Genomic DNA, 18103 nt, shown 5'->3' with positions numbered 1-18103 from the left:
CCCGGGGGTCGGCAAAGGGGGCAGTGCGCGGTTATAATGGCCGGTTGACGAGAGGCTTAACGTGACTTACAGCATCAAAGAGATTTTCTACACCTTGCAGGGCGAAGGCGCCCATGCCGGGCGGCCGGCGGTATTCTGCCGCTTCTCCGGCTGCAACCTGTGGACCGGGCGCGAAGCCGACCGGGCCACCTCGGTCTGCCAGTTCTGCGACACCGACTTCGTCGGCACCGACGGCGAGCGCGGCGGCAAGTTCCGCGACGCCGCCAGCCTGGCGGCCGAGATCGACGGCCTGTGGCCGGCCACCTACGCGCCCAGCAAGTACGTGGTCTTCACCGGCGGCGAGCCGCTGCTGCAGCTGGACACGGCCCTGATCGAGGCCATGCATGCGCGCGGCTTCACCATCGCCATCGAGACCAACGGCACGCTGCCGGTACCAGCCGGCGTGGACTGGGTCTGCGTCAGCCCGAAGATGGGCTCGACGCTGGTGGTCGGGAAGGGCAACGAGATCAAGGTCGTGATCCCGCAGGCGAACCAGGACCTGGCGGCCTACGAGCACCTGGACTTCGAGCATTTCTTCGTGCAGCCGATGGATGGCCTGCTGGCCGCCCAGAACACCCGCCTGGCAATCGAGACCTGCCGCCGCAACCCGAAATGGAAGCTCAGCCTCCAGACCCATAAACTCCTGCAAATACCTTAACTGGACGACAAGCTGATGCTGACCATCACCCGCAAACTCGAATTCGATGCCGGCCACCGGATTCCCGACCATAAAAGCCAGTGCCGCAACCTGCACGGGCACCGCTACACCCTGGAAATCACGCTGATCGGCGAAGTCATCCAGGCTGAAGGCAATTCCGACAACGGCATGATCATGGATTTCTCGGACATCAAGGCGCTCGCCAAGGAGCACCTGGTCGATGTCTGGGACCATGCCTTCCTGGTGTACGAAAAGGACGACAAGGTCCGCGAGTTCCTGTCCAGCCTGCCGGGCCACAAGACGGTGGTGATCGACCGTATCCCGACCGTCGAAAACCTGGCGCAGGTCGCCTTCGGCATCCTGAAGGCGGCGTATACCGACCGCTTCGGCACCGGCCTGCGCCTGCACAAGCTGGTGCTGCACGAGACCCCGAACTGCTGGGCCGAGATCACCGATGCCTGATGTTGCGCAATCCGTGGTGCCGGAGCCGGAAGCCGACACCCGCGACCAGACCTTCATGCGCCTCGCGCTGGAGCAGGCCGAGCGCGCACGCCTGGAAGGCGAGGTGCCGGTCGGCGCCGTGCTGGTGAAGGATGGGGAAGTGGTGGCGGTCGGCTACAACCAGCCGATCGGGCGCCACGACCCCACCGCCCACGCCGAGGTGAGCGCCTTGCGCGCCGCCGCCGAAAAGCTCGGCAACTACCGGCTGCCCGGCTGCGAACTGTACGTCACGCTCGAACCCTGCGCCATGTGTTCGGGCGCGATGATGCATGCGCGCCTGGCGCGCGTGGTGTACGCGGCCAGCGACCCGAAGACCGGCGTCTGCGGCTCGGTGCTCGATCTGTTCTCGCACGATATGCTGAACCACCATACCGAGGTGACCGGCGGCGTGCTGGCCGAGGAAGCCAGCGCGATGCTGAAAAGCTTCTTTGCCGAACGCCGCGCCGCTGCGCGCAAAACTGTCGGCCAGGCGCAACTCTAAGGCGCTGCCCGGCGCGGCATGCTGCCCCATAGCCCCGGCGCACGCTTGCCCCTGAGCGCCGCCGCCGCGCTGAAAATGCTATGCTGGTTTTGCGCGCTGCCGACAGGCAGCCGAGGAGACCAGCCTTGTTCTGCCCGAGCCTATTCAATCCAAGCACCAGCCGGCAACCCAGCATGCCGGCCGCACCGCCATGCCGACGCTGAACGCCAACGGCATCCGCATCGCCTTCGACACCGCCGGAGACGCCAAGTCCACGCCGGTGCTGCTGATCCACGGCCTAGGCATGCAGCTCACCAACTGGCCCGACGAATTCGTCGACGGCCTGGTGGAGCTGGGCTTCTACGTCATCCGCTTCGACAACCGCGACTGCGGCCTGTCCACCAAGTTCGACAGCGCCGGCAAGCCCAGCCTGGTGTGGAGCTGGATCAAGTCGCGCCTGAAGCTGCCGTTCAAGCCGCCCTATGGCCTGGAAGACATGGCCGACGACGCCCTCGGCGTCCTCAGCGCGCTCGGCATCGCGCGCGCCCACGTGGTCGGCGTCTCGATGGGCGGAATGATCGGCCAGATTCTGGCGGCGCGCCACCCGCAACGGGTGCTCAGCCTCACGTCCATCATGTCGAGCAGCGGGCGGCGCGGCTTGCCCGGCCCCACGGCCTCGGCGCGCCATGCGCTGCTGCGCGCCCCGGCCGACCCGAAGGACGTCGATTCCATCCTCGACCAGGCAGTGGCGGTGCAACAGGCAATCGGCAGCCCGGCCTATCCGACGCCGGAAAAGCAGCTGCGCCGGCGCGCCGCGCGCTCGCTGCGGCGCTGCCATTGCCCGGCCGGTGTCACGCGCCAGATGCTGGCGATTGCCGGCGCCGCCGACCGCAGCGCGCTGCTGCAGTCGATCACGGCGCCGACCCTGGTGATCCACGGCGCCTGCGACCCGCTGGTGCCGCTTGCCTGCGGCGAAGACGTGGCGGCCCAGGTGCCGGGTGCGCGCCTGGAGGTCATCGAAGGCATGGGCCACGACCTGCCGGCCCAGCTGAACGAGCGGATGCTCGCCTTGATCGACGCCCATGCGCGCGGTAAGATGGCTTTCGACTCAACACCGCGCCTCTTCGTCAAACAGTGATCACCTCCCAACTCGGCGTCGCGATCGTCGCGCCCGCCGGCCATACGCACGACCTCGATTCCATCGCCCGCGGCATCGCCCGTCTCGAAGCGCGCGGCTGCCTGGTCCACAACTACTACGATCCCGACGCCGTCCACCTGCGCTTCGGCGGCACCGACGCCGCCCGCCTGGCCCAGCTGTACGCGGCGGCCGACGACCCCGACGTCCAGGTGGTGATGGCGCTGCGCGGCGGCTATGGCCTGACGCGCCTGCTGCCCGACATCGACTTCGAACGCCTGGCCGCCAGCGGCAAGCTGTTCGTCGGCTTTTCCGACATCACGGCCCTGCACATGGGCCTGTACGCGAAAACCGGTGCGCTCAGCTATGCCGGGCCGATGCTGGCCGGCGACTTCGGCGCGCCCGAGCCGGTCGATTTCACGCTCGACCAGTTCTGGTCCTGCCTGGCGGGGCCGACGCACACCATCGTCGAGCAGGCCCGCGGCAACCCGGCGCTGGATGTGCGCGGCACGATCTGGGGCGGCAACCTGGCGATGCTGGTGTCGCTGCTCGGCACCGCGTATTTCCCTTCCATCGAAGGCGGCATCCTGTACGTGGAAGACGTGAGCGAGCACCCGTTCCGGGTCGAGCGCATGCTGCTGCAATTGATGCAGGCCGGGGTGCTGGCGCGCCAGCAGGCGCTGGTGCTGGGCGATTTTTCCGGCTACAGGCTGGGGCCGATGGACAACGGCTACGATTTCGACGCCATGCTGGCACACTTGCGCGCCACGCTGCCGCTGCCGGTGCTGACAGGCCTGCGCTTCGGCCATGGCCCGTCCCGGGTAACGATTCCTTTCGGCGCCCAGGCGCGCCTGGCGTCGGATGCCGAAGGGTTCAGTATCAAACTCTCGGATTACCCGACCATCCGCTGCGCCTGAAGACGCGCCGGCTTTTCGACGAGGTAATGGCGGCAACCCCACCAGCAGCGACAACGCCAGGCCGAGCGCCGGATGCATGCCCTCGTGCCGCACCAGTTGGTAAAAGGGCTGTCGCGGCAGGCCTGCGCGACCTTCTGCCGTCGCGGTCACGGCCCGCCATCGCGTATCGGATCGACATTCCTAGGCTTGCCGCTGGCGAAAATGGTAAAATCGACGGTTAATTGCAAAGTTCGTACAAACCCTGTCCGAACTTCGCGCAAACCCTGCTTTAAAGGTCACCCCAGTGCTCAGTACAGCCAATATCACCATGCAGTTCGGCTCCAAGCCGTTGTTCGAGAACATTTCCGTCAAGTTCGGCGAAGGCAACCGCTACGGCCTGATCGGCGCCAACGGTTGCGGCAAGTCGACGTTCATGAAGATCCTGGGCGGCGACCTGGAACCATCAGCCGGCAACGTCAGCCTCGACCCGGGCGAGCGCCTCGGTAAACTGCGCCAGGACCAGTTCGCCTACGAAGACGTGCGCGTGCTCGACGTCGTCATGATGGGCCACACCGAACTGTGGAACGCCATCGCCGAGCGCGACGCCATCTACGCCAATCCGGAAGCCACCGACGACGACTACATGAAAGCCGCCGAGCTCGAAGGCAAGGTCGCCGAATACGACGGCTACTCGGCCGAAGCGCGCGCCGGCGAACTGCTGCTCGGCCTGGAAATCGCGAGCGAATTGCACCAGGGCCCGATGAGCGCCGTGGCGCCGGGCTGGAAGCTGCGGGTGCTGCTGGCCCAGGCCCTGTTCTCGAACCCGGACATCCTGCTGCTCGACGAACCGACCAACAACCTGGACATCAACACCATCCGTTGGCTGGAAGACGTGCTGAACCAGCGCAATTCGACGATGATCATTATTTCGCACGATCGTCACTTCCTGAACCAGGTCTGCACCCATATCGCCGACATGGACTACGGCACCCTGAAGGTGTACCCGGGTTCCTACGACGACTACATGCTGGCCTCGACCCAGGCGCGCAACCAGCAGCTGGCCAACAACGCCAAGGCGAAAGAGAAGGTCGCCGAGCTGCAGGACTTCGTGCGCCGCTTCTCGGCCAACAAGTCGAAAGCCCGCCAGGCCACCTCGCGCGCCAAGATGATCGACAAGATCAAGATTGAGGAATTCAAGCCGTCCTCGCGCGCCTATCCGTTCGTGCGCTTCGAAGGCGAGAAGAAACTGCACCGCCTGGCGGTGGAAACCGAGGGTCTCACCAAGTCCTACGACCGCACCCTGTTCAAGAACTTCTCGATCATGGTCGAAGCGGGCGAGCGCATTGCGATCATCGGCGCCAACGGTGCGGGTAAGACCACGCTGCTGCGCTGCATCGGCGGCAAGGACATCACCGGCCTGGACGCCGATCACGGCCGCGTGAAGTGGGCCGAGAACGCCAACGTCGGCTACATGCCGCAGGATCCGACCGAGGAATTCCCGAAAGACGACATCCTCACCGACTGGATGGGCCGCTGGACGAAAGAGGGCGACGACGACCTGGCCGTGCGCTCGATCCTGGGCCGCCTGTTGTTCGGTGGCGACGAAGTCAAGAAATCGGTCAAGGTCCTGTCCGGTGGCGAAAAGGGCCGCATGATGTACGGTAAACTGATGCTGGGCCGTCACAACGTGATGCTGCTCGACGAGCCGACCAACCACATGGACATGGAATCGATCGAGTCGCTGAACATCGCGCTCGATAAATACGAAGGCACGCTGATCTTCGTCTCGCACGACCGCGAGTTCGTCTCCTCGCTGGCCACGCGCGTGCTCGAAGTGAAGGAAAACGAAGTCGTCGACTTCCGCGGTACCTACGAAGAGTACCTGACCAGCCAGGGAATCGATTAAATCGATTCATGTTCGCATCGTGGACGGCTGTGCCGTCCACGCGTTCAACCGGCGCCGCTGATCCGGCGCCGTTTTTGTATTCATTGACGAATCCGCTGCGATGAACATTCCCATCAAAACCTTCGAATACGACCACCCGCAGGACGGCGCCGCCTGCACCGCCCACGCCTGGGCCAAGGTCCCCGCCACCCCGACGCCTGCCGAAAAGGCGGAACTGAAAGACCGCATCCGGCGCCTGCTGAAAGAGAAACAGGCAGTCCTGGTCGCCCACTACTACGTCGACCCCGAGCTGCAGGACCTGGCCGAGGAAACCGGCGGCTGCGTCTCCGACTCGCTGGAAATGGCGCGCTTCGGCCGCGACCATCCGGCCAAGACCCTGGTGGTGGCCGGCGTGCGCTTCATGGGCGAGACCGCGAAGATCCTCAGCCCCGAGAAGACCATCCTGATGCCGGACCTGGAAGCGACCTGCTCGCTCGACCTGGGCTGCCCGGCCGACGAATTCGCCGCCTTCTGCGACCAGCATCCGGACCGCACCGTGGTCGTCTACGCGAATACCAGCGCCGCCGTGAAGGCGCGCGCCGACTGGATGGTGACCTCGTCGATCGGCCTCGACATCGTCAGGCACCTGCACGAGCAGGGGAAAAAGATCCTGTGGGCGCCGGACCGTCACCTGGGCTCCTACATCCAGAAAGAGACCGGCGCCGACATGCTGCTGTGGCAGGGTTCCTGCCTGGTGCACGACGAATTCAAGGGCATCGAACTCGATCTGCTGAAGATCGAGCATCCCGATGCGAAGGTGCTGGTGCACCCGGAGTCGCCGGCGAACGTGGTGGCCCAGGCCGACGTGGTCGGCTCGACCACCCAGCTGATCACCGCCGCGCAAACGATGGATGCCACCACCTTCATCGTCGCCACCGACAACGGCATCCTGCACAAGATGCGCATGGCCGCGCCGGGCAAGACCTTCATCGAAGCCCCGACCGCCGGCAACAGCGCCACCTGCAAGAGTTGCGCGCACTGCCCGTGGATGGCGATGAACGGCCTGAAGAACCTGGCCGACGCATTGGAAAACGGCGTGGAAAGCGGCGCCAACGAAGTCTTCGTCGACCCGGCCGTCGGCAAGGAAGCCGTGCGCGCCATCGACCGCATGCTCGATTTCGCCGCCGCCAAGAAGGCAAAAGCGCTGCCAACCGGCGCGCTCGAACAGAACACCACGCTTTTCTCCGGAGTAGGCCCAGCATGACGACCTTGCGTAATCCGCATTCCCAGTTCGACGACAAATTGCAAGCCGCCTTCGAACAGAACATCCTCGCCGCGCTGCTGGAAGACGTGGGCACCGGCGACCTGACCGGCATGCTGGTCCCACTTGAACCACGCGTGCAGGCGCGCGTGATCGTGCGCGAAGCGGCCGTGCTGTGCGGCGCGCCCTGGTTCGAGGGCGTGATGCTGGCTGTCGACCAGGATACCGAGATCAGTTGGCAGTATGCCGAGGGCGAGCTGATGGCAGCCGATTCGGTGGTCTGCACGATCGAGGCCTCGCCGCGTTCGCTCCTGACGGCCGAGCGCGCGGCGCTGAACTTCATGCAGCTGCTGTCGGGCGTGGCCAGCGCCACTCGTACCTACGTCGACGTTGTGCAGGGCACGAACGCCGCCATCCTCGATACCCGCAAGACCCTGCCGGGCCTGCGCCAGGCGCAGAAGTATGCGGTGCGCGTGGGCGGCGGCCAGAACCAGCGCATGGCGCTGTACGACGGCATCCTGATCAAGGAAAATCACATCGCCGCCGCCGGCGGCGTGACCCGCGCCTTGGAAAACGCCGCAGCCTTGAATGCCGGCGTGACCGTGCAGATCGAAGTCGAGACCATCGCCCAGCTCGAAGAAGCGCTGGCCGCCGGCGTGCAGTCGGTCTTGCTGGATAACTTCGACCTGGACACCATGCGCGAAGCGGTGAAAGTGAACGCCGGCCGCGCGCTGCTGGAGGCCTCGGGCGGCATCAACATGGACACCGTGCGCGCCATCGCCGAAACCGGCGTCGACCGCATCTCGATCGGCAGCCTGACGAAAGACGTCCGCGCCACCGACTTCTCGCTGCGCATCGTCGGCTGAACGGGTAGGGTGGGACCTTGTACCCACCGGCTATGCGCTATGGCGGTCCGTAGGGTGGGTACTTGTACCCACCAGGTCGTACCCTAGCGTCACGTACGACAACCTCAGATCGCCCAGCTTGCGAGTCGTTGTCAGGCGTGCCGTGGTCGCCACTGCCGCACCGCGTGGGCTCGAGAGCCCACCCTACGAAACTGCGCCACCGATTTCTCGCTGCGCATCGTCGGGTAGGGTGGGTACTTGTACCCACAGGGTGTGCGCATGGCGGTCCGTAGGGTGGACCGGGCCGCGCAAGGCACCTGTGTCCACGCGGTATAGAACCGCCGTGTCTCCCGCCGCCGCCCGGCACCTGCAACGTCTGCGTTCCACCTCACCCCAGCAGGCGCACCACCTGCGGCAACAACTGCTCCGCCGAATCCTCGATCTTCATCGAGATCAGGTCATCCGCACGCGTGCGCCCCAAATTTACGGCGGCGATCGGCTTGCCCGCTGCCGCCGCCATGCGGCAAAAGCGGAACCCCGAAAACACCATCAGCGACGACCCCACCACCAGCAGGGCGTCGGCCGCCTCCATCAGCGCCAGCGCGTGTGCCGTGCGCGCGGGCGGCACGTTATCGCCGAAGAACACTACGTCCGGCATCAGCGTGCCGCCGCACTGCGGGCAAACCGGCAGCGTGAACTCGCCCAGCGACTCCGGTTCGATCTGGGCGTCGCCATCCGGCAGCGGCACGGCCATGGCCCCGAGCAGGTGCGGGTTCGCCGCCTCCAGCATGCCCTGCACCAGGGCGCGCGGCATCAGGGTGCGGCAATCGAGGCAGACCACGGTGTGAATGTTCCCGTGCAGCTCCAGCACGGCGCGGCTGCCCGCCTGCTGGTGCAGGCCGTCGACGTTCTGGGTCAGCACCGGGCCGATGCGCCCCGCGTATTCCAGCGCGGCCAACGCCGCGTGGCCGGCATTCGGCCGCGCCTGCGCCAGCGTCGGCCAGCCGACCATGCTGCGGGCCCAGTAGCGGCGCCGCACGGCTTCGAGCTTGCGGAACTCCGGCCCCTGGATCGGCTGGCGGCCGCGGCGCACGCCGTCGCGGTCGCGGTAGTCGGGAATGCCCGAAGCGGTGGACAGGCCGGCGCCGGTCAGCACCAGTGTGTTCGGGTGGCGCGCCAGGAAGGCCGCCAGCATCTCGGCAAAGACCTCGGCCCGCTCGGTGATCGTGAATCCTTCAGACATGGTGCTGCCTCCTCCTGTGCGCCGATCCTAGCACTCCCGCATCAGCCCTGGCGCGCAGACACGGCGATACCGCCCACGATGAGCAGGAAGGCCAGCGCATGGTAGAGGTGCGGCGCCTCGCCCAGAAAGGCGGACGACAATAGCGCCGTGAACAGCGGCGTCAGGTTGATGAAGAAGGCGCCCAGCGCCGGCCCGGCGCGCTGCACGCCCGCGCCCCAGCAGCGCATCGCAATGATGGCCGGTCCGATCGCCACGTACAGCAGGGCGGCCGCCACCGGCCAGCTCCAGGCGACGTCGACACCCTTCACCGCCCACTCGACACCGGAGAAGACACCCGACCACAGCACGCCGTACACCACCTGCGTCAGGAGGAAGGCGGCCCAGTCGGCGCGGATGCCGGGCACGTCGCGCTGCTGCATCAGCAGCCAGCTGTAGAAGGACCAGGCGATCGTCGCCAGGATCATGTACAAATCGCCGCTCACCAGGCGCAGCGCGGCCAGCTGGCCAAGGTCGCCGCGACACAGCACCACCAGCACCCCGGCGATAGACAGCACCGCGCCGCCGATCTGGCGCGCCTTGACCGGCACCTTGAAGAACAGGCGCCCGACCAGCAGCATCCAGACCGGCAGGCCCGACGCCACCAGGGTCACGTTGATCGGCGTCGAGCTTTGCAGGGCCAGGTATTGCAGCGAGTTGTAGAGGCCGATGCCGAACAGGCCGAGCAGGGCGTAGCGGCGCCAGTTGGCCAGCAGGCCGCTGCCCTGTTTGAGCGCCGCGCGCCCCAGCGGCAACAGCACCAGCAGCGCGATCGACCAGCGCAGCAGGTTCAGGGTCATGGGCGGCACGGCGTCGCGCACCAGGCGCCCGACGATGGCGTTCCCGGCCCAGAGCACCGGCGGCACGGTCAGGAGCAGGGCGGTGGAGACGGTGAGCTTGCGGTTCATGGGTTCCCCGACGCTTGGCCCAGACTCAGCGCCGGAGCGGCGTGAGTACGCTCGGCAGGGCCTTCGGCAGGGTGTCGGGATAATCGCGCGAGTAGTGCAGGCCACGGCTCTCGCGGCGCGACAGCGCGCTGTTCACGATCAGCGAGGCCACGTCGACCAGGTTGCGCAGTTCCAGCAAGTCGTGCGTGATGCGGAAGTTGCGGTAGTACTCGTCGATCTCTTCCTTCAGCAGCGCGATGCGGTGCTGGGCGCGTTCCAGGCGCTTGGTGGTGCGCACGATGCCGACGTAGTTCCACATGAAGCGGCGCAGCTCGTCCCAGTTGTGGGCGATCACCACTTCCTCGTCGGCGTTGGTGACGCGGCTTTCGTCCCAGGGCGGCAAGACCGGGCTTTCGACACGCGGGGCGGCGGCGATCTGGCTGGCGCAGGCGCGGCCCACGACCACGCATTCGAGCAGCGAATTGCTGGCCAGGCGGTTTGCGCCGTGCAGGCCGGTGCAGGCGGTTTCACCGACCGCGTACAGGCCGGGGATATCGGTGCGCCCGGCCAGGTCGGTGACCACGCCGCCGCAGGTGAAGTGCACCGCCGGCACCACGGGAATCGGTTCTTTCGTGATGTCGATTCCCAGTTCCAGGCAGCGTGCGTAGATGGTCGGGAAGTGCTCCTGCAGGAATTCCGGGCTCTGGTGGCTGATGTCGAGGTGGACGTAGTCCAGCCCGCGCTTCTTCATCTCGAAGTCGATGGCGCGCGCCACCACGTCGCGCGGGGCCAGTTCGCCGCGTTCGTCGTGGGCCGGCATGAAGCGCGTGCCGGCCGCGACGCCGGCTTCCGGCGGCAGTTTCAACAGGCCGCCTTCGCCGCGGATCGCCTCGGTGATCAGGAAGGACTTGGCATAAGGGTGGTACAGGCAGGTCGGGTGGAACTGGATGAATTCCATGTTCGACACGCGGCAGCCGGCGCGCCAGGCCATGGCGATGCCGTCGCCGGTGGCGGTGTCCGGGTTGGTCGTATACAAATAGACCTTGCCGGCGCCGCCGGTGGCCAGCACCGTGTGCTCGGCCTCGAAGGTCAGGACCTTGCCGGTCGATTCGTCCTGCACGTACAGGCCGTGGCAGCGCGGCTGGCCGACCAGGGCAGGGGTGCCGCCATGGACACCCTTGCCGGTGAGTTTATCGGAGGTGATGACGTCGATTGCGCAGTGGTGTTCGAACAGCGCGATGTTCGGGTGCGCGCGCACCTTCTGTTCCAGGGTCACCTGCACCGCGTGGCCGGTGGCGTCGGCGGCGTGGATGATGCGGCGCTGGCTGTGGCCGCCCTCGCGCGTCAGGTGGAAACCGAGTTCGGCCGAGGCGTCGCGGGTGAACGGCACGCCCTGTTCGATCAGCCATTCGATCGCTTCGCGCCCGTGTTCGACGATATAGCGGGTGGCCGCTTCGTCGCACAGGCCGGCGCCGGCCACCAGGGTATCGGCGATGTGCTGGTCGTGGCTGTCGCCGGAATCGAGCACGGCGGCGATGCCGCCCTGGGCCCAGTTGCTGGCGCCGTCGAGGAGGGCGCGTTTCGAGATGATTGCTACCTTGCGCGTCTGGGCGAGATGCAAAGCCACCGACAGGCCGGCCAGACCGCTGCCGACGATTGCGACGTCAAATTTCATGGCAAGTCTACTGTTTGGACAAGAGCGTCACTATAGACGATTTGGCACCCATCCGTCTTGCCCCCGCGGCGGCAGCGGCCATCGGCTTACCACGAGGTGAGCCAGCTGGTGCTGGCCGCCGCCACCGCTTCGCGCCAGTCGCTGCGGCTGAAGCCCACGTCGGCGCCGGCGATCTCGACCCGGCGGCAGTGCGCGCGGCGCCGCTCGAGCAGGCGCGCGGTGCGCTCGAACGCCGGGTCGGCGCTGCCCAGCACCAGCAGGATGTGGCCGTCGTAGGCGTCAAAGGCGCTGGCCAGTTCGGGCGGCAGGGCCGGGGGCGGTGCGCCGCGCAGGCCCGGCAGGCGCCGCCGCAACAGCTTCGGCGCCAGGCGGTGGATGTAGCGCAGGGTGGCGCCGGCCGTACCAGACTCCAGCGGCGGCAGCTCGGGATTGAACAAGGCCAGGCCGGTAACGCGCGCGTCGCCCGCGGCATACAGGGCCGCCGCGCGTGTGGCGTCGCCGGCGGCGAGGATGACAGATTCTTTCATTTCGGGCACGTGGATGAAAAATTCGTTCATCGCGGCGGCCAGGTCGCTGTCGTCGGAACGCTCGCTCTCGCGGCCTTCGCTGTCGCCGGCGCCACTGCGGTCGAAGCGCATCACCGCCACGCCGCGCCCGGCCAGCAGGCGCGCCAGCAGCGTGAACTGGCGATGGCTCCCGGTACGGTACTGGCGACTGTCGGCCAGCACCAGCAGGCCACGCACCAGCGGGCGTTCGGGCACGTCGACGATGCCGATCAGGGCATTGCGGCCGGAAGAAAAACGCAGGGCACGCTGTTCGAGCTTCATGTCGGTTCTCCCGCGAACACGCTGGCGGTGGCGGCGCGCAGCTCGGGGCAGTCGAGGTGACCGGCGCCGCTCCAGTCGGGCGCGCCTTCGAGCTGGTAGTAATGCAGCTGGGCGCCACCGGCGGCCCAGCGCGCCTGCATGCGCGCGGCGCCGGCGGCGGCGCGTGCCGGCGCCGATCCGGCGTAGGCCAGCCAGTGGATGTCGCAGGGCGGCAGGGTCAGCTGGGCGGCGTCGCAGGCGTCGATGGCTTTCACCAGCGGCACCGCCACCTCGAAGCCGGCCACCTCGATCGCGCCGTGCACCGCCAGCTGGGCGCGCAGGGCCGAGGTGCTGCGCGGCGCGCCGGGTGCCGGGTCGCGCAGTTGCTCGGACAGGCGCAGGAAGCCGTTGATGCAGGCGCGTCCGCTCAGATATGGCTGCCACAGCAGCAAGCGGCGCGGCCTGACCTGCGCCGCCACGTCCAGGGCCAGCAGGCCGCCCAGGCGCAGGCCCCACAAGGTCAGGGGGCCGGTATCGCGCTCGGCCAGCCAGTTCGCGGCCAGCACCAGGTCTTCGCGCCACAGGTGCCAGCGCCCGGCGCTGAATTCGCCGCAGCTGTCGCCGCAGCCGAACAGGTCGATCTGCAGCACCGCGAAGCCGAGCTCGGCGAATGCGCGCGACTGCAGGGCCGCCATGCGCCGCGTGCGCGTCAGTTCGTCGGCGAAGGGATGGACGTAGAGGATTGCCCCGCGCGGCGCCACCTGGGGATTCGGCGCGTGATACAAACTGAAGCGCGTGCCCGGTTCGGCGTCGAAGAAGAAGGGTTCCACGCGCGGCGTGGACAAGAGCGGGGCATTCATGGCGTGGATCTCCTGCACTGGCGCGGCGCGGCGCGTCGGTGACGTGCGTGTCGGAGCCGGGTGAACATGTCAGGAACATGCATTTATGTCATTTGACACGCGCTCGGGCGTGGCGTCTTGATTGCCGACAGCGGAACGGTTGCGATATCAATTGATACGTGTCAATGATCCCCGTGCAGATTTTCTCAATGATGAATCTTTATGCACAGCATCATTGGAGACGAGATGGCCCAATTGATCCATGAACTGGTCGAGCGCATTGCGGCGCGCGCACCGTCCGCTACCGCCTTGCGCCATGGCGCGGCGCGCGTCAGTTATGCCGGACTGGCGGCAGCCGCCGCGGCCGTCGCCGGCGCCCTGATCGGGGGCGGCGCCGGGCGCGACGAGCGGGTCGCGCTCTGCCTGCCCGCCTGTCCCGAAAGCGTGGCCGTCATTCTCGGCGCCTCGGCCGCAAGCTGCGCCTTTGTTCCGCTCGATCCGGCGCTCGACCCGCCGGACCTGCTGGCCCGGCTGCGCCACAGCGGCGCCCGGGTGCTGATCGCCGGCGCGGCGCAGGCCGCGGCGCTGGCCGGCCTGCTGGCCGACTGCCCGGCGCTGCGCCAGGTGGTGGTGCTGGGCGGCGCGCAGCGCAAGCCGGCCGGGCACGGCGCCGGCCCGCGCAGCGTCGGCTGGGACGACTGGCTGGCCGGCGCCGGCAGGGCGGCAGGCGTGCCCGGGATGCCGGCCCTGGGCGCCTTGCTGTACCAGCCTGAAGCCGGCAAGCCGGCGGCCAGCGCCCACTCGCCGCGCAACCTGGTGGCCGGCGCCGCCTCCACCGCACGCTGCCTGGGCCTCGGCGCCGGCGACCGCATCCTGGCGGCGCTGCCCCTGCATACCGACTACGGCCTGAACGCCTTGCTGGCCACCCTGGCCGCCGGCGCCACCGCGCTGCTCGACCTTCCCCCGGATACAGCCGGCCTGGCGCTGCTTCTCGAACGTGGCGATGCGACCGGCCTCTCGGCCCTGCCTGCCACCTGGGAAGCGCTGGCGCAGATGCGCTTGGGGCGCGCCGCCGACTGCCTGCGCTACCTGGCCAGCGCCGGCGGCAGCCCGGGCCGCGCGGCGGTCGAGGCGCTGCGCCGCGCCTTGCCGCGCACCCGCATCCACCTGATGTACGACGTCGGCGCCGCCTGCCGCTCGACCAGCCTGATGCCGGCCCTGCTGGACGAGCGCCCCGGTTCGATCGGGCGCGCGCTGCCATACTCGGACTGGCTGGTGCTGCGCGCCGACGGCCGCGAATGCGCGCCCGGCGAGGCGGGCGAACTGGTACAGCGCGGGCCGCAGGTCACGCTCGGCTACTGGAACGACCCGCAGCGCAGCAGCCTGGAATTTCGCCAGCTGCCGCCGCTGCCCGGGCTGGCGCGCGGCGAAAGCGGACGCTGGCCGGGCGCGGTCGCGCGCAAGGACATGGACGGCTACCTCTACCTGGTCGATGCGCGCAGCGACACCATCACCACCGGCGGCTACCGCGTCAGCCCGCGCGAGGTCGAGAAGATCGTGGTCGGCACCGGCCTGGTGGCCGAGGCGGCGGCGGTCGGCGTCGCCCATCCGGTGCTGGGCCAGGTGATCGCGGTGCTGGCCACGGCGCGCCCCGGCGCCCGCCTCGATTCCAGCATCCTGTTCGGAGCCTGCCGCGAACGCCTGCCGCGGCACATGCTGCCGGCCATGGTCGACGTGCGCCGCTCGCCGCTGCCGCGTGCGCGCGACGGCCAGATCGACCGCGCGCTGCTGGCCGGCGAACTGGCGCCGCTGTTTGCCGAGGCCCTGTCATGAGCGGCCTGTGCGGATGGTTTTCGCGCGAGCCGGGCGCGCTGCCGGTGCTCGACATGGCGGCGCCCCTGCGCGGATCGGTTGGCGCGCCGGTGCGCTGCGCCGCCCACGGCCTGGGCGCCGTGGCCCTGGCCGGCGCCCCCGGCCTGTACCATGAAGACGGACTCCTGATCGCCTGCTGGGGCGAACGGCCCGAGACTTTGGCCCGGCTCTGGCACAGCCATGGCGCCAAGGCCTGCACTGCGCTGTCGGGCCAGTTCGCCTTTGCGCTGCTCGACGAACGCCGCGCCGAGGCCCTGCTGGCGGTCGACCGCTGCGGCACCCGGCCCCTGTATTACCAGATGGTGGGCCGGACCCTGCTGTTCGCCAGCAGCGGCGAAGCGCTGGCGCGCCACCCCGGCGCCGGGCGCGAGATCGACCCGCAAGCCATCTTCGACTACGTGTACCTGCAGGCGCTGCCCGGTCCGCGCACCCTGCACAGCGGCCAGCGCCGCCTGGCGCCGGGCGAATGCCTGCACCTGCGCGGCGGCCGCGCCGAGCGCCTGCGCTACTGGCGCATGCGCTTCACCGAGCACGCGCTCGACCCCAGGCCGCAGGCAGCGCTGCTCGATGCTTTGGCCTGCGCGGCCGAGGGGCAGGAGGCCGGCCAGGCTGCAAGCCAGGGGACGGACCAACCCGCGGTGCTGCTCGGCGGCGGCGCGGCAAGCGTGGCCCTGGCCGGCCTGCTGCAGCGTGCCGGCGGCGAGCCGGTCACGACCATCGCGGTAGGCTTCGAGGGCGGCGCCGCGCCCGAGGCAGCCAGCAGCGCCGCACGGCGCCTGGGCAGCCGCCACCGCGACATCCTGGTCGGCCCGCGCGACGTGATGGATGCCGTGCCGCTGCTGGTGGCCGCCTGCGACGCGCCCTGCGGCGATCCGGCGGCAGTGACCCTGCTGGCGGCGGCGCGCGCGGCGCGTGCCGAGGGCGCGCTGCGCCTGGCCGGTGCCCAGGGCGCGGCCCAGCTGTTCGGCTGCGGGCGCCGCCTGGGCCAGCTGGCGCGTCCGGGACGCTACGAGCGCCTGCCGGGCGCGTTGCGCCAGCTGGCCATCGAGCCGCTGCTGTTCAACCTCGCCGCGCAGGTGCCGGGCGTGCTGGCGCGCCTGCGTGCGCGCATCGAGCTGTCGCTGGCGCCGCTGCCGGCACGCCTGCGCCGCGCCAACGCCGTATCCGGCCACGGGGTGGCGGCGATGTTCGAGCCGGGCTTCCTGGAACTGGTCGACCCCGATTCGCCGGCCGCGCTGCAGGAAGCGCTGTGGTGGGGCGCCCAGGCGCGCAGCGCGGCGAACCGCCAGGTGGAGCTCGAACTCCAGCTCGATTTGCCGGGCCGGGTCTTGCCGGCCTTTGCCGGCGCCTGCACCGCCGCTGGCGTGGAACCCCTGCTTCCCTATCTCGACGACGCGGTGGTGGCGATGGCGGCGCGCCTGGCGCCGGCAGCCAAGACCGGACCCGGGCCGCGCCGCCTGTTCGCGGCGGTATTGCGCGAACTCGCTCCCGGCTGCACCTGGCGCCACGCCGCGGCGCCGTCCCTGCCGCTCGGGCGCTGGCTGCAGCGTGATGCCCGCCTGCGCGCCCTGGCCTGCGACAGCCTGAACGACCTGGCGCGGCGCCGCATCCTGCGCCGCGACTTCCTCGACCTGCTGCTGTCGCGGCGCCTGCCGGAAGCCCCGGAACTGCATGGCCGCACCGTATGGCAGTTGATGATGCTGGAGGGGTGGTTCGCGCGACAGCGCCACGATGGCTGCGCCCACGGCACGCGCCAGGATGCGGTGGCGCCGCTGGTGCTGTCCTGAAGGCACCTTAAGCCTGCCCCACGCCTGCAGCGGCGGCGGGGCAGGCTTTCAGCGCTGCCCCGGTGCGGCCGCACCCTGGACCAGGGCGTCGTACACCGCGCAGTGGCTGCGCGCCATGGCCGCCAGGCTGTGGTGGTTGATCACCTGGCCACGCGCGCGGGCGCCGTGGCGCAGGCCCATTTCCGGAATCCGGCAATAGTCGGCGATGGCCGCCGCCATGATCTCGGGCGAGAGCGGCGGCACCAGGATGCCAGTCAGGCCGGGCTGGACCAGTTCGCGGTGGCCGCCGACGGCGGTCGCCACCACCGGCAAGCCGCTGGCCATCGCTTCCAGCAGCGCCGTGCCCGACCCGGCGGAACGCGCCGGCAAGACCATCAAGTCCATCGAGCGCATCAGCTGGGCGGTGTCGGCGCGTTCGCCCGGCAGCCAGGCGCGCGCGCCGGCGCCGGCGCGCTCCAGGATGGCCTGGCAAGCGGCGCGCAGGGGGCCGTCGCCGGCGATCAGGAGGCGCAGGCGCCGGTGCGCCGGATGGGGCGAGGCGATCAGGCGCAGGAAGGCATCGACCAGGGTGGCGTGTCCCCCGGCTTCGTCCATGCGGCCGACGCTGCCGATGACGAAGACTTCGTCGCGCATGAAGCCGGCCGGACCGACGGCGGTATGCGGACCCAGGCGCGGGTGATAGTGCAGGCTGTCGACGCCGGCCAGGATGCGCGTGACCCGCGACGGCGCGGCGCCGATGGCTTCGATCAGCCAGCGTTCCTGCTCGGCGCCGGCGGCGATATAGTGGTTCACCAGCGGGCAGCAGGCGCGCCGCAGCAATTGCATCCGCAGGCGCCGCGCCGCCTTCAGGCGCGCGGCGCCGAACAGGCCGGCGCTCGCCTCGGCGCCGGGCTGGCGGCGGCCGTCGCGCGGGTATTCGCCATGCACGCGCCAGCGCACGCCCGCCAGCGCGGCCACCAGCTGGCCATCGAGATTGCCGGCATTCCGGGTGTGCACCAGGTCGGGCGCCATTGCGCGCAGCGTGCGGTACAGGGCCAGGTAGAAGCCGGGGCCGGCGCGCCGCGCCACATCGACGACCTCGACCCCGCGCTCGCGCAACTCGGCATGGAGGGCGCTGTGCCCGCCGAGGCAGACCACGGCATGGCGGTAGCGTCCGGCCGGCGAGTGCTCGACCAGTTCGAGCAGGCTGGGGGCTGCCGCGTCGAGCCGCTCGACCAGGTGGGCCACGAGCGGCAAGGCGGCGCTGTGCGCGACGGCGTCTGGCGGCAGGTTGCCCAT

Annotated in this window: 16 protein-coding genes; 10 read left to right on the top strand and 6 right to left on the bottom strand. The window is 69.2% G+C overall.

Annotation, left to right across the window (positions count from 1 at the left end; translation table 11 throughout):
• The first annotated feature begins 61 nt into the window (after nucleotides 1–61).
• From queE to nadC, 8 genes are all read left to right on the top strand, one after another.
• Nucleotides 62–697 carry a 7-carboxy-7-deazaguanine synthase gene (gene queE, locus ACWYRN_RS21885; protein ID WP_229435654.1) on the top strand — a complete coding sequence of 212 codons (636 nt, stop codon included), beginning with the start codon at nucleotides 62–64 and terminating at the stop codon, nucleotides 695–697.
• A gap of 15 nt (nucleotides 698–712) precedes the next feature.
• The gene (gene queD / locus ACWYRN_RS21880) at nucleotides 713–1159 is read left to right on the top strand and encodes a 6-carboxytetrahydropterin synthase QueD (RefSeq protein ID WP_229435653.1); all 447 of its coding nucleotides are present in this window, start codon (nucleotides 713–715) and stop codon (nucleotides 1157–1159) included.
• The gene (gene tadA / locus ACWYRN_RS21875) at nucleotides 1152–1679 is read left to right on the top strand and encodes a tRNA adenosine(34) deaminase TadA (RefSeq protein ID WP_488689823.1); all 528 of its coding nucleotides are present in this window, start codon (nucleotides 1152–1154) and stop codon (nucleotides 1677–1679) included. Before queD ends, tadA begins: the two co-directional genes overlap by 8 nt.
• A gap of 190 nt (nucleotides 1680–1869) precedes the next feature.
• Nucleotides 1870–2796: an alpha/beta fold hydrolase gene (locus tag ACWYRN_RS21870; protein ID WP_488689821.1), complete on the top strand. Its 927-nt coding sequence runs from the start codon at nucleotides 1870–1872 to the stop codon at nucleotides 2794–2796.
• The gene (gene ldcA, locus ACWYRN_RS21865) at nucleotides 2793–3710 is read left to right on the top strand and encodes a muramoyltetrapeptide carboxypeptidase (RefSeq protein ID WP_488689819.1); all 918 of its coding nucleotides are present in this window, start codon (nucleotides 2793–2795) and stop codon (nucleotides 3708–3710) included. Before ACWYRN_RS21870 ends, ldcA begins: the two co-directional genes overlap by 4 nt.
• Nucleotides 3711–3993: 283 nt before the next feature.
• The gene (locus tag ACWYRN_RS21860) at nucleotides 3994–5595 is read left to right on the top strand and encodes an ABC-F family ATPase (protein ID WP_488689817.1); all 1602 of its coding nucleotides are present in this window, start codon (nucleotides 3994–3996) and stop codon (nucleotides 5593–5595) included.
• Nucleotides 5596–5695: 100 nt separating this feature from the next.
• A complete protein-coding gene (gene nadA / locus ACWYRN_RS21855) occupies nucleotides 5696–6838 on the top strand; it encodes a quinolinate synthase NadA (protein WP_488689816.1) in 1143 nt (380 codons plus the stop codon).
• Complete coding sequence (nadC, locus tag ACWYRN_RS21850; protein ID WP_488689814.1) at nucleotides 6835–7701, top strand: carboxylating nicotinate-nucleotide diphosphorylase; 867 nt, start codon at nucleotides 6835–6837, stop codon at nucleotides 7699–7701. Before nadA ends, nadC begins: the two co-directional genes overlap by 4 nt.
• Nucleotides 7702–8068: 367 nt before the next feature.
• Here the strand turns inward: nadC and ACWYRN_RS21845 are convergent, their stop codons facing one another.
• The 5 genes from ACWYRN_RS21845 to ACWYRN_RS21825 all read right to left on the bottom strand — a co-directional run bounded on the left by ACWYRN_RS21845 (nucleotide 8069) and on the right by ACWYRN_RS21825 (nucleotide 13187).
• Nucleotides 8069–8923 (bottom strand): NAD-dependent protein deacetylase, encoded by an 855-nt coding sequence (locus ACWYRN_RS21845; protein ID WP_488689812.1) that lies wholly within the window; start codon nucleotides 8921–8923, stop codon nucleotides 8069–8071.
• A 41-nt stretch (nucleotides 8924–8964) separates the two neighbouring features.
• Nucleotides 8965–9867, bottom strand: a complete 903-nt coding sequence (locus ACWYRN_RS21840; protein ID WP_488689811.1) for a DMT family transporter — start codon at nucleotides 9865–9867, stop codon at nucleotides 8965–8967.
• Between the two features lie 25 nt (nucleotides 9868–9892).
• Nucleotides 9893–11521, bottom strand: a complete 1629-nt coding sequence (gene nadB / locus ACWYRN_RS21835; RefSeq protein WP_488689809.1) for an L-aspartate oxidase — start codon at nucleotides 11519–11521, stop codon at nucleotides 9893–9895.
• Nucleotides 11522–11607: 86 nt separating this feature from the next.
• A complete protein-coding gene (locus ACWYRN_RS21830) occupies nucleotides 11608–12348 on the bottom strand; it encodes an alpha/beta hydrolase family protein (RefSeq protein ID WP_488689808.1) in 741 nt (246 codons plus the stop codon).
• A complete protein-coding gene (locus ACWYRN_RS21825) occupies nucleotides 12345–13187 on the bottom strand; it encodes a hydrolase 2, exosortase A system-associated (protein WP_488689807.1) in 843 nt (280 codons plus the stop codon). Before ACWYRN_RS21825 ends, ACWYRN_RS21830 begins: the two co-directional genes overlap by 4 nt.
• A gap of 225 nt (nucleotides 13188–13412) precedes the next feature.
• Here ACWYRN_RS21825 and ACWYRN_RS21820 point away from each other — a divergent pair, with 225 nt between their 5' ends.
• Together ACWYRN_RS21820 and ACWYRN_RS21815 are read left to right on the top strand one after the other, a co-directional pair.
• A complete protein-coding gene (locus ACWYRN_RS21820; protein WP_488689806.1) occupies nucleotides 13413–14999 on the top strand; it encodes an AMP-binding protein in 1587 nt (528 codons plus the stop codon).
• On the top strand, nucleotides 14996–16825 hold the full coding sequence (locus tag ACWYRN_RS21815; RefSeq protein WP_488689805.1) for an asparagine synthase-related protein: 1830 nt from the start codon (nucleotides 14996–14998) through the stop codon (nucleotides 16823–16825). The genes ACWYRN_RS21820 and ACWYRN_RS21815 overlap by 4 nt, the downstream gene beginning before the upstream one ends.
• Before the next feature lie 48 nt (nucleotides 16826–16873).
• Here the strand turns inward: ACWYRN_RS21815 and ACWYRN_RS21810 are convergent, their stop codons facing one another.
• Nucleotides 16874–18103: a glycosyltransferase gene (locus tag ACWYRN_RS21810; protein ID WP_488689804.1), complete on the bottom strand. Its 1230-nt coding sequence runs from the start codon at nucleotides 18101–18103 to the stop codon at nucleotides 16874–16876.

This window comes from Massilia sp. BAP21 (assembly GCF_057801335.1).
This window is presented reverse-complemented; position numbering and strand designations above follow the sequence as displayed.

Bases quoted from the DNA above. Each gene is read 5' to 3' on its own strand.
- queD (WP_229435653.1), top strand. From the start codon at position 713: ATGCTGACCATCACCCGCAAACTCGAATTCGATGCCGGCCACCGGATT.
- tadA (WP_488689823.1), top strand. From the start codon at position 1,152: ATGCCTGATGTTGCGCAATCCGTGGTGCCGGAGCCGGAAGCCGACACC.
- ACWYRN_RS21870 (WP_488689821.1), top strand. From the start codon at position 1,870: ATGCCGACGCTGAACGCCAACGGCATCCGCATCGCCTTCGACACCGCC.
- nadA (WP_488689816.1), top strand. From the start codon at position 5,696: ATGAACATTCCCATCAAAACCTTCGAATACGACCACCCGCAGGACGGC.
- nadC (WP_488689814.1), top strand. From the start codon at position 6,835: ATGACGACCTTGCGTAATCCGCATTCCCAGTTCGACGACAAATTGCAA.
- ACWYRN_RS21845 (WP_488689812.1), bottom strand. From the start codon at position 8,923: ATGTCTGAAGGATTCACGATCACCGAGCGGGCCGAGGTCTTTGCCGAG.
- ACWYRN_RS21840 (WP_488689811.1), bottom strand. From the start codon at position 9,867: ATGAACCGCAAGCTCACCGTCTCCACCGCCCTGCTCCTGACCGTGCCG.
- nadB (WP_488689809.1), bottom strand. From the start codon at position 11,521: ATGAAATTTGACGTCGCAATCGTCGGCAGCGGTCTGGCCGGCCTGTCG.
- ACWYRN_RS21830 (WP_488689808.1), bottom strand. From the start codon at position 12,348: ATGAAGCTCGAACAGCGTGCCCTGCGTTTTTCTTCCGGCCGCAATGCC.
- ACWYRN_RS21825 (WP_488689807.1), bottom strand. From the start codon at position 13,187: ATGAATGCCCCGCTCTTGTCCACGCCGCGCGTGGAACCCTTCTTCTTC.
- ACWYRN_RS21820 (WP_488689806.1), top strand. From the start codon at position 13,413: ATGGCCCAATTGATCCATGAACTGGTCGAGCGCATTGCGGCGCGCGCA.
- ACWYRN_RS21815 (WP_488689805.1), top strand. From the start codon at position 14,996: ATGAGCGGCCTGTGCGGATGGTTTTCGCGCGAGCCGGGCGCGCTGCCG.
- ACWYRN_RS21810 (WP_488689804.1), bottom strand. From the start codon at position 18,103: ATGGGCAACCTGCCGCCAGACGCCGTCGCGCACAGCGCCGCCTTGCCG.